This window comes from Planctomyces sp. SH-PL14, from assembly GCF_001610835.1.
In the GTDB taxonomy this organism is placed as follows: domain Bacteria; phylum Planctomycetota; class Planctomycetia; order Planctomycetales; family Planctomycetaceae; genus Planctomyces_A.
This window is the reverse complement of the sequence record NZ_CP011270.1, coordinates 4,285,620-4,300,794: the sequence shown is the minus strand read 5'-3', so window position 1 is coordinate 4,300,794 and position 15,175 is coordinate 4,285,620. Positions and strand designations below refer to the sequence as shown.

General features: G+C 65.9%; 11 protein-coding genes. 5 read left to right on the top strand and 6 right to left on the bottom strand.

The features are described 5' to 3' along the window. Positions 1-22 precede the first annotated feature (22 nt). The gene (locus VT03_RS16535) at positions 23-484 is read left to right on the top strand and encodes a hypothetical protein (protein ID WP_075093998.1); all 462 of its coding nucleotides are present in this window, start codon (positions 23-25) and stop codon (positions 482-484) included. Positions 485-861: 377 nt separating this feature from the next. Here the strand turns inward: VT03_RS16535 and VT03_RS16530 are convergent, their stop codons facing one another. The 3 genes from VT03_RS16530 to glpQ all read right to left on the bottom strand — a co-directional run bounded on the left by VT03_RS16530 (position 862) and on the right by glpQ (position 2,416). After that, positions 862-1,161: a type II toxin-antitoxin system RelE/ParE family toxin gene (locus VT03_RS16530; RefSeq protein ID WP_075093997.1), complete on the bottom strand. Its 300-nt coding sequence runs from the start codon at positions 1,159-1,161 to the stop codon at positions 862-864. Then, positions 1,158-1,382: an addiction module protein gene (locus tag VT03_RS16525; protein WP_075093996.1), complete on the bottom strand. Its 225-nt coding sequence runs from the start codon at positions 1,380-1,382 to the stop codon at positions 1,158-1,160. The genes VT03_RS16530 and VT03_RS16525 overlap by 4 nt, the downstream gene beginning before the upstream one ends. Positions 1,383-1,462: 80 nt before the next feature. Beyond that, complete coding sequence (gene glpQ / locus VT03_RS16520; protein ID WP_075093995.1) at positions 1,463-2,416, bottom strand: glycerophosphodiester phosphodiesterase; 954 nt, start codon at positions 2,414-2,416, stop codon at positions 1,463-1,465. Positions 2,417-2,745: 329 nt separating this feature from the next. Between glpQ and VT03_RS16515 the strand changes: the two genes are divergently transcribed. From VT03_RS16515 to lpdA, 4 genes are all read left to right on the top strand, one after another. Continuing rightward, complete coding sequence (locus VT03_RS16515) at positions 2,746-7,590, top strand: hypothetical protein (RefSeq protein WP_075093994.1); 4,845 nt, start codon at positions 2,746-2,748, stop codon at positions 7,588-7,590. 135 nt (positions 7,591-7,725) lie between these two features. Beyond that, entirely contained in the window at positions 7,726-8,280 is a 555-nt protein-coding gene (locus VT03_RS16510; protein WP_075093993.1) for a hypothetical protein, read from the top strand. Positions 8,281-8,368: 88 nt separating this feature from the next. Further along, positions 8,369-8,818 (top strand): RbsD/FucU family protein, encoded by a 450-nt coding sequence (locus VT03_RS16505; RefSeq protein WP_075093992.1) that lies wholly within the window; start codon positions 8,369-8,371, stop codon positions 8,816-8,818. Between the two features lie 515 nt (positions 8,819-9,333). Continuing rightward, positions 9,334-10,758: a dihydrolipoyl dehydrogenase gene (lpdA, locus tag VT03_RS16500; protein ID WP_075093991.1), complete on the top strand. Its 1,425-nt coding sequence runs from the start codon at positions 9,334-9,336 to the stop codon at positions 10,756-10,758. Positions 10,759-11,033: 275 nt separating this feature from the next. Here the strand turns inward: lpdA and VT03_RS16495 are convergent, their stop codons facing one another. The 3 genes from VT03_RS16495 to VT03_RS16485 form a co-directional block, all read right to left on the bottom strand. Then, positions 11,034-12,386, bottom strand: a complete 1,353-nt coding sequence (locus VT03_RS16495; RefSeq protein ID WP_075093940.1) for a transposase — start codon at positions 12,384-12,386, stop codon at positions 11,034-11,036. A 126-nt stretch (positions 12,387-12,512) separates the two neighbouring features. After that, on the bottom strand, positions 12,513-13,760 hold the full coding sequence (locus VT03_RS16490; protein ID WP_075093990.1) for an IS4 family transposase: 1,248 nt from the start codon (positions 13,758-13,760) through the stop codon (positions 12,513-12,515). Between the two features lie 347 nt (positions 13,761-14,107). Further along, entirely contained in the window at positions 14,108-14,968 is an 861-nt protein-coding gene (locus VT03_RS16485) for a GyrI-like domain-containing protein (protein WP_075093989.1), read from the bottom strand. Positions 14,969-15,175 lie beyond the last annotated feature (207 nt).

The window sequence follows — 15,175 nt, the reverse complement described above, 5'->3', positions numbered from 1 at the left end:
TGACGGTATTTTTCAAGGTGCCATGAGCACGCTCCTGACGGAAGTCTTCGACGGTCCCCCGGGGGACGAGGCGTACATCCTGAACCCCGGCGATCCGGGACTGCTGCGGCAGCTCGACACCATTGACGCGAAGGCTGCTTCGAGCCGGCCGATGCCAGGGTCGACAACCGTCGCCGCGCATGTCGATCACGTCTGTTACGGCCTTTCGCTCCTGAACCGCTGGATCGCGGGGGAGGCCAATCCCTGGGCGACGGCGGACTGGAAGGAGAGCTGGAAGCGGGGGACGGTCACGCCGGAGCAGTGGGCGAGCCTTCGGACGCGCTTTCGCGACGAAGCGGCGCGGTGGAAGAAGGGGGTCGCCGAACGGACCGCCTGGGATCACATCTCCGCCGCCGGCAGCATCAGCAGCGTCGCTCATACGGCCTACCACCTGGGAGCGATCCGGCAGATCCTGTCGGCGATGGAGCTGTACAAGCCCAGCTGAACTGGGCATGCCGAACACCGTCCTCGCCGGCACAGCGTCGTCTGCTCAAACCCAACGTGCGACGGCAGTCGGGGTCAAGGGGGCAACCCCTTGCCGCCGGAGGCACTTCCATGAGGAACCGTGGGACACAACGGGCGTCCGCTTTGTGGGACCGGCGCTGAGGACTCACCGCTCGCTCTGCACTCCCTGTGGGTTGGTGAGGGGGCATCCGGCACGGTGTCCGCGCTTGGACACGCGCTCCTTCAGACAGTTCTCGACGGCCAGGCCTCCGGCGGGCAAGGGGGCGTTGCCCCCCTTGCATCCCCCCACCAGGGTGCCCCTGGACCCGGTGGACTGTCCTGCGCACGGTGACCTCCTGCGGGCGAAGGCACCCTACTTCAATTCAGCCGCCGGCGGAGCTTTCCCGGATCCTGACGAAGGTGATAGACCGCCAGAACGACAACGGCGTCTTCAAGAATTCGATAGACCACGCCGTAGGGAAATCGACCGACTTTGGCGATCCGAACGTCCTCGACGCAGAGGGGACAAAGCTTCGGATTCCGGCTCAGCCTGCCAAGGACCTCATCGACTCGGGCACGAAAGGTCCGTCCCAGGTTCTCCTGACAGGACTCGTACCACTCCTGAGCCGCAAGCAGGTCGTCCCTCGCGGCGGGAATGAGCTCGATGCGAAAGGTCACGGCAGGCGGGCCTCCATCTCCGCCTTCACAGTCTCCCAGGAGAGAACCTGGTCGGGGTGCGCCTCATGATCGGCGCGACGGGCCAGCAGGTCAGCCTGTTGCTGGGCCGACAGCAGAGACGGGAGCGACTCCTCTTCGATCTCGGCCCAGAGCCGATCGATCAACTCCAGCCGCTCAGCGGTCGAGAGTCGGCTCAACAATGTTTCCAGCGAAATCGGCATGGCAGTTCTCAATGGCCTCCGTCAGCGTACCGGTCCAGATCGAGTCCCCGCAATGAGGCGTCGGCCAGCGACGGGACGGATCACGCCATCCGCCGATCGATCCACTGCCGCGTCAGGTCGGGGAAGTCGCTGAACGCCCCGTCGACGCGAAGTTCTCCAAAGAGAATCTCCATCTGACGATCGAACGACGGAACCGACTTCGGCAGTTCATCACGGCGGAGAGTCCAGGGATGGATCACTAGACCGTGGTGGTGCGCAGCAGCCGCCAGTTCCGTCGCGGCGAACGTTCCATCGGCACGGAACTCCGACACCAGAAGACTGACCGGAGGCCCGATGCCATCCGCATAGCCGGCGACCTTCGCCAGCGCGGCGTCGAGATCCCCCCGCCGCGGTGCCGCCAGCAGCAGCTTCCAGTCCTTCTCCTCCAGCAGCTGAATGATCTTCAATGGACACTTGAGCTCCCGGCGGCAGCGCTCCGTCTCCGGTTCGTCAAAGCACTGCAGGTAGCACGCCTCCTCCTTCGACCGGTAACCCGACTCCTCCAGCACCCGCAGGACGATCGCCGAAATGTCCTGACCCTCCCGGCGATGGAAGGCGGGCTGCTTGATCTCGGGGTAGATCCCGAAGGTCCGGCTCATCGAACGATTCAGCCCCTGCACGAAGGCGATCTCCTCCGCCAGCGTGTGCAGCGTGAACCGGCTGGCAACATGCGGAAACCGCTTCGAAAAGACCGGCTGACCGGTCTTGTGACTGAACCGCTCCCGAACCAGCAGCGTCCGGATCTCCTCCAATGTGAAGTCGATCGCGTAATAGCGGCCGTCCGGCCGCGCGCGACCGGGGAACCGCTCGGCAACATCGGTCACGGTGTCGAGATGGATGTCGTGGAGGACGATCGGGACGCCATCCCGCGTCAGGACAACGTCCTGCTCCAGGTAGTCCGCCCCCATTCCCGCCGCCAACGCCTTGGCGGGGAGGGTGTGCTCGGGGAGATATCCGCTGGCCCCGCGATGGGCGATGACGATCGGTGTGGGCATACGACTCTCAAGTCGGACGGTTCGCCCAGACCACGGGCGGCCTGGAGTCGGAGCGATTGTCGGCTGCAGCGGCCAATCAGGGAAGACGGAGAATGAGCGGTCGCGAAGAGCCCTCAAGTCCGGTCCAGAGGGGCCGGGCGGGGCACGGATCTCGCGGTTTCCACGGGGCTTACGCCGTGCGCTCGAAATCTCACCGGCGGCGCCCACAACCGGAATCGTCCGAACGTATTCCCCAATCAGGATTTTTGGAACATTCTCCCGTCTCCGGACGTCGACTATGATTGGGGGAATGCCGTTTCTGGCCGTTGGGAGAGGGGAGAGAGGTCCCGATGTCTTCGACCGCCGGGTCCCGTTCGGGATCGCTTCCGGGCTCATCGTCCAAGAAATACGTCGATTTCGACGAGTTCGTCGCTTTTCAGCTGGAGAAGGCGCGGTCCGGCATCCGGGCGAACGACCTTCTGATGGGGGCGGTCGGGCTGGGGGTGTTCGTCGCCTCGTATCTCTTCGTCTTCCTGATCCTCGACCAGTGGGTCTTTGCGCAGGGAGTCGGGACCGCGCTGCGGGTCGCGATGTGGCTGGGGATGGCGACCGTCGTGGTGGCCTGGATCGCCTGGAAAGTCGCCGGCCCGTTCCTGCGGCGCGTGACCTCGCTGTTTGCCGCCAAGGAGATCGAGGCGGCCCATCCGGAGCTCAAGAGCAACCTCCTGACGCTGATCGACCTGCGGCAGGCGGGGCGCGAAGTGTCGCCCCAGATCCTGCAGGCGATCGAGAAGCGGGCCGCCGTCCGGCTCTCGGAGATGGACATCGATCACGCGATCGACCGCCGGACGCTCATGCGGTGGTCGTACGTCCTGCTGGCGATCGTCGCCGGGATCTGCGTCTACACGATGCTGACTCCCAAGCGGCTCGGCCCGTCGCTCGTCCGAGCCCTGATCCCGATCACGAACGTCTCGGTCGGCACGCAGACCCGGATCGAGAAGGTGATCCCCGAGAACGCCAACGTCCTCAGCCGCTCGAGCGTCGAGATCATCGCCCAGCTCACCGGGAAGATTCCGGAGCAGGTGAAGGTCCTGTACTCGACGGAAGATCGGCGGTTCGTCGACGAGCCGCTGATCCTGGCCGACACCGACGAGGGGCTGAACCGCTTCCGCGGCGTTCTCTCCGGCGAGCGGGCCAAGGGGCTGATGCAGTCGGTCACCTACCGGGTCGAGGCGGGGGACGCGATCTCGCCGACCTACACGATCACCGTCACGCAGCCGCCGTCGGCCACCGTGGCGGACGTTGCCTATGACTACCCCACCTACATGGGGTTGCAGGACCGGACTCAGGCGAACCCGACGATCGATGGCTGGGAAGGGACCCGCGTCACGCTGCGGGCGACCACGAACCGCCCCGTCCAGATCGCTCGCGTCCTGTTCTCCGACACGGAGGACACGAGCCTCAAGGCGGAAGAGCTGCCGATGAAGGTCGACGGCGGAACGAATCTCTCGGCGACCTGGATGCTCCAGTTCCGCAGCGACGGGACGTATCCGCACTTCTACCGGATCTTCGTCAAGACCGAGGACGGCAGCGAAGACCCCGCGCCCGTTCTGTACCCGATCCGGATCCGCCAGGACCTCGCTCCGAAGGTCGAGATCATCCATCCGCAGTCGGACGTGTCGGCTCCGGCGAATGGTTCGGTTCAGGTCGCCTACCAAGCGTCCGATCCGGACTTCCTGCTGAAGAACACGGTCCTCCGCTACGAGAAGCGGGGCCAGGAGCTTCCGGAAGCGGACTATGTGTTTGAGGCTCCGCCGCTCAAACCGTCGGTCCGCGGCGTGGCGACGATCGACCTGAACCGGTTTTCCGTCGCCCCCGGCGACAAGCTGACGTTCTGGCTGGAGGCGAAGGACAACCTCGAGCCGTTCGGCAACCGCAAGGAGAACGTGTCGAAGTCGGCGCGGCTGAACATCAACATCACCGACGCCGTTGATCCGAAGCAGGCGCAGCAGAAGGCGGAAGAAGAGAAGCAGCGGGCCAAGGACGAACTCGATCAGGCCCCTCCGCCGCCGCAGGAGGACCGGGGCAATCCGCAGGAACAGCGTCCGGACGAGCAGCGGCCTGAGGAGGGAATGTCCGAGGACGGGATGCCGCAAGACGGTATGGGCGAGAAGAAGCCGGACGAGCAGCGTCCCGGCGGCGGGGAAGCCGATCCCGGCGAGAACCCGAACGCCGATCCCGGCCGGAACGACGACAACCGTCCGATGCCCGGCGACGAGGGGATGGACAACAAGCCCGGGGAGCCCAACGGCGGCGAAGGCCAGCCGAAGGACGAACCGCGGAAGGACGACGGCCAGGGACAGAAGGGGGCCGGTCAGGGGGGGACGCCGCAGGATCCCGGAATGGGTGAGAAGCGGGACAATGGGCCGCGCGATCCCAAGATGACGGACGATCCGAAGAACAGCGACGCTGACCGCACCCAGCAGAATGGAACCACGGGACAGCGCGGCGGACCGGGAACCGGGGGCCAGCCGCAGCGGGAAGGGAATCAGGGGGAAGGCCAGCCGCAACCCCAGCGCGATCGGACCGGGAATGATCCGTCGTCGGGAGCCGGCCAGGGCGAGCGGAATTCGCAGCCGGGGGGCGGGAAGAGCCAGCCGCAGCGCGAACCGGGCGGCGGGAACAACGGGCCGCAGACGCCGATGGATCGGGCGCCGGATGACGTCGCGCTCGAGCGGCTGCTGAACTACAGCGATAAGAAGGGACCGGAAGCGGATCCGAAGCCGCCGCAGCCGGAATCCAACATGAACCAGGGTTCGCAGGAGAGCTCGCCCGGAGCGTCCCGCGGGTCCGATTCGTCGGGATCGCGCTCGAACGACGCGGGCCGCGGTCAGGAGCCGATGAACGGCTCCGACCCCAAGGCGAACCCCGAGAAGGGACCGAACCAGGAGAAGGGGCCGGGGAGCCGCAACGGCGGCGGACCGATGCCGTCCGCTCCCGACCGCGGCAACGGGGAGAACGAGCCGGGCAAGAGCCCGATGAAGGAGCCCGGCGGGGGCGAGATGTCTCCCAAGGGGACGAACCCGCCCGGTCGTGAAACCGAGCGTCCGGCACAGACCCCTTCCGACATGGAGAAGAACGGGCCACGGGAACCGAAGCCGCGAACCGGCTCCGATCCCTCCGCACCGCCGGAGCGGTCGTCGGACGGCAACAACGGGATGACCGGCGAACCCAGCGCGGGAACCAAGGGGACGAATCCTCCTCCCGCCGCGGGTCAGGAGAAAGGACCGGGTACTCCGAAGCCCAATAACGGCGCAAAGCCTGAGGGGCGGGATCCCTCGACGATGGGTCAGGACGCTCCGATGCCCGGAACGGGTGAGCGCCCGATGCCCTCCGACGCAGGAACCGGGGAGAAACCGGCCGGAGAGATGCCGCCCGGCGGCAAGCAGACGGGGCAGAAGGGGCCGGGGAACACCGGTACCCCGATGAAGTCGAACATGCCCGGTGAGGCTGGCGATACGGGAGAGAAGCCCATGGGGCCCGGTGAAGCTCCGATGGGCCCCGGCGAGAACCCCATGCCGGGCGAGGGGGCGGACAATGCCCCCGGACGGAATCCCCAGACGAACGGCCGTAAGCCGGACGGAACTGGAAAGCCCGATGGCACGGGGAAGCCGGACGGGACCGGCAAGCCGATGGCCATGGAGAAGAACGCGCCCGACGGAAAGCCGGGTGAGACGGAGCCGAACGCCAACGACGCCGGTGCCAAACCCAACGCGACGGAGCCAGGGAAAGAGGGGCCGATGCCGGGGACCGGTGAGAAGAAACCGGGACCGGGTGGCAATACCGGGGAGAAGCGTCCCCAGCCGGGCGAAGGAACTGGTCAGAAGGCTCCGTCCCAAGGCGGGATGGGCGAGCCGAAGGGGCAGCCCGGAGCGGGCGAGAAGCCGATGCAGGATGACAAGGGCCGCCCGGCCGGCGGCGATCCTCAGGCCAACCCGATGGGGGCCCCCGAGCAGCCTTCGGCGAACTCGAAGGATCAGAACGCCCAGCGCTCGCCCAACCCGATGCAGGGGGGGACGGGACGCGGACAGGATTCGGCCGAGGGACAGCCCGGCGGCAAGCAGCGCGGGATGGGAGACACATCGTCCCAGCCGGGGCAGGAGGGAACGCCCTCCGGTGAAAAGCCGGGGCAGTCGGACAATCCCTCCGGACCGCCGCAGCAGGGTGGCAAACCGGGACGGGAGTCGGGGAAGCCCGGCGATTCCGGAATGCCGGGGGACTCGGGGATGCCGATGGAGAACGGTTCCGGCGCCGACTCCGGTAAACCGGGTACCGGTGGGAAGCCGATGCCCGGCGCCGGCCGCGAACCGGGCGACGCCGGCATGAACGACGGCGGCGAGGGTGATCCAAGCACCCCGCCGATGGGGGGCAAGGCGAGTGGCCCGAAGCAGGGGGGCACGCCGAAGCCGAACAATCAGCCCGGAGGCGGTGGAGAGGAGAAGGGATCCGAGCCGCCGATGGCGGGGCAGCAGCCCGGCGGCAAGAAGCCCGGCAATGCCGGTGGCGACCAGCCCGAGAACTCCGGCATGGGCCCGGGTAATGCCGGAACTCAGCCCGGCCAGGCAGGAAACCAGCCGGGCAAGGGAATGGGAGGGGACACACCTGGTGAAGGGGGGGGCGGAGCCGAACAGGGGGCCGCTGGCGGCATGGGGGGAACCCAGAGCGGTCCGGGCGGCGGACGGGGTGGAGCTCCCCCGCCCGAGGGAGCCCGCGGCGCGGCGAGCACGCCGAATGGTCCGGACGAGGGGACCGACCTCAACAACCGCAAGAAGTCGGTCAACCTGATGCTCAACCGTCTGCAGGAGGAGATCCGCCGGGGTGAGACCGATCCGCAGCTCCTCAAGGAGCTCGGCTTCACCGAGAACGACCTCCAGCAGTTCCTGAAGCGGCTTGACGATCAGCTCAACAAGGTCGACGTCACGACACCGGAAGGACAGGCGCGGCAGCGGCAGTTCGAGGAGCTCCTGCGGGGACTCAACGCGAACTCGACCGGCGAAACCCGCTCCGGCGGAACCGGTCCGCGGGAGGCGTCGGGCGGCTTCGGTACGCGGCGGTCCACGCCCCCGACCGAGTACGCCGAGTCGGCTGAGGCGTACAAGAAGCGGCTCCTCCGCAAGAAGCCGGCGACGCCGTGAGCCGAGCGACATGAGCGGCGGTCCGCTGCGGTGTGAACCCGGCGGATCGAACCTTCATTGCTGTCCGGGTGTCCCGCCGGTATGCAAGATCATGGGCAAAGGGCTGCCGATGCGGCGGCCGGGGGATCGGCTGTCGTGAACGCCGACGAAATACTTCGGGCCATTCAGACCGATCCGCGCTACCAGCGGAACCTCGACTGGGGCGAGCCGCGTCCCGGGCATCCCGAAGGGACGGTCCGGGCTCACATCGCGGAGCTGGAACAGAACCTCGAGAAGCTGCGGCCGCGGCTGACGGAGGAGGAGTGCGGCAAGCTGCGACTGCTGATCCACACGCATGACACCTTCAAGGGGGAAGCCGCTCACGGCGTGGCGATCACTCACCCGCGGAGCCACGCGTCGCTGGCCCGGGCGTTCCTGGCGGAGTTCGTGACCGATCAGGACATCCTGGCGATGGTCCAGTATCACGACGAGCCCTACGCCCTGTGGCGGCAGGCGCGGCATCGCGATGGCGCGGTTAACGAGACGCGGCTGCAGGCCCTGCGGGAGGCGATCGGGGACTGGACGCTGTTCCTGGCGTTCAATGTCATCGATGGCTGCACGGAGGGGAAGGACGGGGCTCCGCTGCGGTGGATGTTCCAGACGCTCGGGGGCTCGGTGTCGTCGCGGATTATGGAGGCCGACATCCTCTGATCTGGGCAGGCGGCGCGGCTTCGCAACGGGTTCGGTTCTCCGGTAAGCTCCCGGCCATTCTGTTCCCGGCTTTCCACGGCGCGCCTCCATGCTCAAGCACGACCTGATTCATCCCGAGATCAACATGATCCTCGGCCGCGCGGGGCACCATTCGAAGGTGCTGATCGCCGACGGCAATTATCCCGCTTACAACACGCTGGGGCCGAACGCGGAGCTGGTCTGTCTCAATCTCTCGCCGGGGCTCGTTTCGTGCACGCAGGTGCTGCGGGCTCTGGCGAGTGCGATCCCGATTGAGGCGGCAAACACGATGGGGATTCCGGCCGATGATCCATACGCCTCGCAGGGGGATCCGCCGATCTGGAATGACTACCGCGGGATCCTGAAGGAGTGCGGTCTGCCGATTGAGCTTCAGCCGATTCAGAAGTGGGATTTTTATGATGCGGTGGCGAGCCGTGATCATGTGCTGACGATTCAGACGGGCGAGCAGGCGTTGTGGGCGAATTTGCTGCTGACGATCGGGGTTCGTAAGCCGAGTTAGACACCGTCCTCGCCGGCACGGCTTTCATAGCTCAAACCCAACGTGCCACGGCCGCTGGGGTCAAGGGGGCCTCGCCCCCTTGCCGCCGGAGGCCTCTTCCATGAGGAACCGTGGAACACAACGGACGTCCGGTTTGTGGGACCGGCGCTGCGGACTCACCACTCGCCCTGCAATCCCCGCGGGTTGGTGAGGGGGCATACGGCACGTCGTCCGCGCTTGGACACGGCGAGCTTCTGACATCTCCCGACGAGAGGGCCTCCGGCGGGCAAAGGGCCCAAAAAACAACACAGGCCCCTCTGCACTCCCCACCAGGGGGACCCTGGACCCGGTGAGTTGGGCAGCGTGTTTGAATAAAGATCAACAGTTGCCCACACGTTCCCTGTCCTGCATCTGCCTGCCCTGCGGCACAACTCCACTTTCACCGAAAGCGTCCCTATCATTCGGCTTCGCGCCGCGGCGGCTTACCCCCGCCATAACCCGTGCCCCGACCACTTCCCGCCACCGCCGAGGTTTCCATGCCAGCCGCTCCCACCCACGCCCAACTCGTCGTTCTCGGCGGGGGCCCCGGCGGCTATCCGGCAGCCTTCGAAGCCGCCGACCACGGCATGGACGTCGTCATGGTCGACCAGGACGCCCAACCCGGCGGCGTCTGCCTCAACCGCGGCTGCATCCCCTCCAAAGCCCTCCTCCACGTCGCCAAACTCATCCACGAGGCGCACGAATCCGAAGCCTGGGGCGTCACGTTCCAGCCCCCCAAGATCGACCTCGACAAGCTCCGCAGCTTCAAGTCTGACGTCGTCACCAAGCTCACCGGCGGCATCCGCCAACTCTCCGGCGCCCGCGGCGTCAAACTCGTCCAGGCCCGCGGCAAGTTCGTCAACAACAAGACCCTCGAACTCGCCCATGCCGACGGCACCACCAGTCAGCTCACCTTCGACAAGTGCATCGTCGCCGTCGGCTCCCGCCCCGCCATGCCGAAGATCTTCGACATCGGAGACGAACGGGTCATGGACTCGACCGGCGCCCTGAACCTCCCCGAGATCCCGGGGACGATGCTCGTCATCGGCGGGGGCTACATCGGCCTCGAAATGGGCTCGGTCTACGCCGCCCTCGGGACCAAGATCACCGTCGTCGAAGCCCTCCCGACGATCCTCGCCGCCGCCGACCGCGACCTCGTCGCGCCGCTCCAGAAGCGGCTCGCCGGCCAGTTCGCCGCCATCCACGTCAACACGAAGGTCAAGAGCCTCAAGGCCTCGCCGGAAGGGATCGTGGCTGAGCTGGAAGGGGAAGGGATCACCTCGCCGCAGACGTTCAATCGCGTCCTCGTCTCGGTCGGCCGGGCGCCGAACGGGAAGGGGATCGGCCTGGAGTCGACGAAGGTTGTCGTGAACGACCGCGGCTACATTCAGGTCGACCGGAACATGCGGACGGCAGAGCCGAACATCCTCGCTATCGGGGACGTCGCCGGAGAGCCGATGCTGGCTCATAAGGCGACACGGGAAGCCAAGGTCGCTGTCGAGACGCTGCTGGGTGAGCCGGCGCAGTTTGACAACATCGCGATTCCCGCCGTCGTCTTCACCGATCCCGAACTCGCGTGGTGCGGGATCACAGAAGCGGAAGCGAAGGCGGCGGGGAAGGAAGTGATTGTTACGAAGTTCCCTTGGGCGGCTTCGGGGCGGGCTCAGACGATTGGTCGGACGGAGGGGTTGACGAAGCTCATTATTGAGCCGAAGACGGAGCGGATCCTGGGAGTCGGCATTGTCGGTCCCGGTGCGGGTGAGCTGATCGCCGAAGGGGTCCTGGCCGTCGAGACGGCGGCGGTCGCCCGCGATCTCGCGGAGACGATCCATGCGCACCCGACGCTGTCGGAGACGATCATGGAGGCGGCGGAATCGGCGTTTGCTCAGGCGACGCACGTGTTCCGTCCCAAGCGTAAGTAGCGCACCGAGCCCCTCACCGGGTCCAGGGGCACCCTGGTGGGGAGTGCAGAGGGGCAACGCCCCTTTGCCCGCCGGAGGCCTTCTCGTCGGAAGATGTCTGAAGGAGTCCGTGTCCAAGCGCGGACAACGTGCCGAATGCCCCCACATCAACCCGCGGGGATTCCAGAGCGAGCGTTGAGTCCGCAACGCCGGTGACACAAAGCGAGTTTCCGTTGTGTACCACGGTTCCTCACGGAAGCGCTTACGGCGGCAAGGGGTTGCCCCCAGTGCTGTGACTATGTTTTCCTCCTGACCTTTTGGGTCTGCAGGATGCGGAACACGGCGGCGTGGCCTCCTCGAACAGGCTTCTTGGCTTTGACCTTGGCGCTCCGGTGCGTGTTCGACGGTGACTTCCACCAGCGATCCGTCCACCGCGTCCCCAGCAGCTCCCTCAGGTGGTCGATCACATCCGATACGCTCATCAGTGGAGGGAGCTGATCCACCGTCTGAGAGACGTCCAGCAGCTCCGTCCACCCGTTCAACTGACGGTGCACATCCACGAACAGCAACTCCGATGAGATCGTCTCCACAGACTCGATCTCCTGCCCCTCCGCAATATACGCCCGCAGCACCTGGATCAGGTTGTAGAGCAGGAAGCAGAAGGAGGCCTGGAACACCGTCGCCTTCGGGCTGCTCCCGATCAGCGACTCCAGGGAGAAGACTTCCGTCACCTGCTGGAACATCCGCTCGATGTTCCACCTCTTGAGATAGGCCTCCAGCAGGTCGTCGGCCGGGTACTGATCAGGATCTTCCAGATCCGTCAGCAGGATCAGTTCGTCCTTGATCCCGGGGCGGTGCAACTGAATCCGCCGAACGGGACGTCGCTCGGGATGATCGGGGCCGCCCAGCCAGCCCCAGTCCTCCGTGTAGGACCGTCCATAACGGTCCATTCCCTCTGCGGGTTCCCAGTCGCCATTCTCGTGAAAAGCCAGCCGCTGCTTGTGAAATCGCAGGAAAAAATGGTCCCCGTGTTCCTGGCAGGCGTTCATCTGGGGCGACCCGCAGTAGCCCCGATCGCACACATGCAGCCGCGTTCTGGCGATCACTTCCCGGGTTTGCCGCAAGGCTTCTGGCAAGAGGCGAGTCTCTCCGCTCTCGCCGTCTTCACTGGCCGAGAGCGCCACCGCCATGCCGGTCCGATAGGACTGACTGACGACCAATCGGCCCCCGAGAAGACTCCCGGAGATCCCCTGCAACACCTTCAGCCGTTTCTGGACGTGCTTGATGGTCTTGCCGTCGTGGCACAGGATCTCGAACTCTCCCAGGGACGGGGGGATGGGGCAGTAGTTCACCTCCTGTGGGAACACCTGCTGGAGACGCTTGGTGGTCTCATGGAAGAAGCCCATCGAGAGTGACAGCGGCAGGTCGGCGAGCTTGCGATAGACGGAGTGGATCCCGCAATCGATCTCGCCTTCTTCCTTGGCTCGGGCAAAGCTCTGCCGCACGCTTCCATGGTGCTGCAGGAGCGCGTCACAGACCAGCTGGACCATCTGGGGAAACGTCAGGAGCTTCTCGTAGGATCGGCCGCGGTGCTGCCGAAAGACCTCGGCCAGGAACTCCTCCTCACAGATCCACCGGAAGAGTCTCATGACGGCCTGAGCTAGAGGAAGACGCGCAGCGACCTCGCGACAAAACCCCTCCATGCTTCCCTCCTTGTTCAAAACGAGCGTGTTTCCGAACACCCCTTACGGCCTAAGTCTCCTGTCGAGAATCGCTTACGTAAACCCAATCATCGTCACAGCACTGGGGCACAACCCCTGGTGCCAGAACCACGCCGAAGCCTCCACAGCGATCTCCAGACCGCAGTGCGTCAGCAGCACGTCATGCATCAGGTGATAGTCGGACAGCGTCGCCTCGATCGTCTCCCAGCCGTGAACCGACTTCAGCGCCCCCTTGACCACCGCATACGTGTTCCAGGCCACCACCGCCACGGCAAACGAGAACAGGGCCGCCCGCGGATAGCCCAGCGTTTCCACCTCGCACCGCAGAACCTCCGTCAGACACTGGAACGCCTCTTCGATCGTCCACCGCAGGCGGTACGCCTCCACCACCTCGCCGGGCGGGACCGTTTCAGCCGGAAGATTCGTCAGGATGTGGACTTCGCTCTCCCCCTGGTTCGTCGGTCCGTCCAGTTCGATCGTCAGCCGCCGGACCGGCAGCGTCTGGCCCTCATAGTTCAGGTCCAGGGTCTGCTCGAACATCATCCCCGTCGCCGTCCGGCCGATCCGCCGCCGCTTCCCCTCCCGCTCCCAGGAGAGCGTCGAGCGATGCTGGCGGATCACAAAGCTGGCCGCGTGTTCCACGATTCCGAACAGGATCCGGCTCGTGCAGAAGTTCCGGTCGGCGACGAGCACCATCCCCTTCCGCAACCGCTCCAGCAGCTCCGGGACGAGCGAGCGTTCCTGGGCATGGCCATCCTCACCGGGAACAAGTTCCGTGATCAGCCCCCGACGAAGGTCCAGCAGGGCCAGCGTCTGTCCGGGGAGGGCCGCTTCGCGGGTCGTCCGCAACTCGGCAAGCCGGTGCTCCGTGCTGGTCAGGTGATTCCCGTCGACACAATAGACGTCGTACGTCTTCAGTCCCCCGGTCAGCACGGGTGGCCGCAGGCCCGGCAGAGCATCGATGGCTCGTGCGGCATCGCGGGCGGTCTCGCGGACCAGGGCGGCCGTGACGGCCGGTTCAAGCCGTCGAAGTTTGTCGTACAGGGCCTGGGGTGAGATGTCGAGTTTGTCCTGAGCCGCCAGATAGGCGGCATGGACAGACGGCTGCGAACGGGTGGCGACAGCCGACATGATCGCCACGAGCTGCGAGAACAGGAGCTGGCGGCTGTACTGCCGCTGGGCGGCCCGCTGGAAGACCTCATCCAGCCGCTCGGGCCGCAGCAGGTTCTCCAGAACGGCCCGCACCATGACCGCGGCGGGACAGCGTTCGACAAAACGCTCCAACACTTCGGCTGGCAACATCCCTGTTGTCCTCTCCAGGAGTCCGTCGCAACCTCCAGACAGAGACAGGGTAAGGACTGACTCGCTCACCTTTAAAGGGGTAAGTCAAGGGGGCTACGCCCCCTTGCCGCCGGAGGCGCTTCTATGAGGAACCTTGGCAAACAACGGGCGACCGCCTTGTGGAACCGGCGTTGAGGACTCCACGCTCGCTTCGCAATCCACGCGGGTTAGTGAGGGGGCATCCGGCACGTTGTCCAAAGTTGGACACGCTTTCCTTCAGGTACCTCTCGACGGCCAGGCCTCCGGCGGGCAAGAGGGCGTTGCCCCCTTGCATCCCCCACCAGGGGGGCCCCCTGGACCCCGGTGGACTATGGCGCGAGCGGAACGCAGATATTCGTCAGCAACTCCTCCGGCGGAGTCGTCCGGGCATCGTTGAGGTAATACTCATAACACGCGGCCTCCCCCGGCTCGCGTCCGCTCTCGGGCAACCACACCGCATAAATCCAGCGATACGCCTCAGACAGCGTGTCGTACGGCCCCTTATGAGTCAGGACCGCGTGCGGCCCTCCCGGAATCGTCTGGACCTGCACATCACCAGTCGGCCGGAACGACTCATCCACCGTGATCCCGACATCCGCCCGCTGCTTCTCGGGCGGCGTCACCTGAGGATCATCGTAATACACCCCCAGGCACTTCGTATCCGGCCGGAACAGGTTCATCTCGTGAGCCAGCTTCCCGATCCGGCCAAAGGCGGGACCGAGCGTCTCCGTGCAGTAGCGCCCCACAACCCGGATATAGGCGATCCGCAGCGGCGGCAGCTGCTCGATCCGGACATCCGCCTTCGTATACGCAACAGTGGCCATAATCTGCTCCTTGAGCGAAGTGGGTGGAAACTCCATCGCCTGGTACTCCGACGGGAGAATGCCGAAGTTCCGCTGAAAGGCACGCGAAAAGGCCTCGGGCGACCCGTACCCGGAGTCCAGGGCAATCTCGAGCACCGACCGCTCGCGGTACCGCAGCGACTGCGCGGCTTTCTCCATCCGCAGCCGCCGCACATAGTCGTCCGTGCTCTCGCCCACCAGCCCCCGGAAGATCCGGTGGAAGTGATACGGCGAGTAGCCGGCAATTCCCGCGAGCCGGTCCAGCGAGAGATCGTCATCCAGATGCTGCTGGATATGGATCTGCACCCGCAGGATTCGGTCGGCATACGCGGCGCGAGTCGGGCTCATGGCGGGCACTCTAGCGGGCAGGGAGCAGGGCGTTCCTGACTGTTCTTGCGAATCCGCCGCGAGCTCGCCACGGTCCCGGGAGGGCGAAGCTCCTGCTGAGCCGCGAAGGTTCTCGAACGCATCCCATCGGCTCCCTGGACCGGCGCCGCGGAGACAATGGTGCCATCTTCCCACCGGCGCGGCTCGGCCGGAGCCTCGCCCTCCCGA

Coding starts and splice junctions, on each gene's coding strand:
- VT03_RS16505 (WP_075093992.1), top strand. CDS start 8,369: ATGCTCAAGCACGACCTGATTCATCCCGAGATCAACATGATCCTCGGC.
- VT03_RS16495 (WP_075093940.1), bottom strand. CDS start 12,386: ATGAGACTCTTCCGGTGGATCTGTGAGGAGGAGTTCCTGGCCGAGGTC.
- VT03_RS16485 (WP_075093989.1), bottom strand. CDS start 14,968: ATGAGCCCGACTCGCGCCGCGTATGCCGACCGAATCCTGCGGGTGCAG.
- VT03_RS16490 (WP_075093990.1), bottom strand. CDS start 13,760: ATGTTGCCAGCCGAAGTGTTGGAGCGTTTTGTCGAACGCTGTCCCGCC.
- VT03_RS16535 (WP_075093998.1), top strand. CDS start 23: ATGAGCACGCTCCTGACGGAAGTCTTCGACGGTCCCCCGGGGGACGAG.
- glpQ (WP_075093995.1), bottom strand. CDS start 2,416: ATGCCCACACCGATCGTCATCGCCCATCGCGGGGCCAGCGGATATCTC.
- VT03_RS16525 (WP_075093996.1), bottom strand. CDS start 1,382: ATGCCGATTTCGCTGGAAACATTGTTGAGCCGACTCTCGACCGCTGAG.
- VT03_RS16515 (WP_075093994.1), top strand. CDS start 2,746: ATGTCTTCGACCGCCGGGTCCCGTTCGGGATCGCTTCCGGGCTCATCG.
- lpdA (WP_075093991.1), top strand. CDS start 9,334: ATGCCAGCCGCTCCCACCCACGCCCAACTCGTCGTTCTCGGCGGGGGC.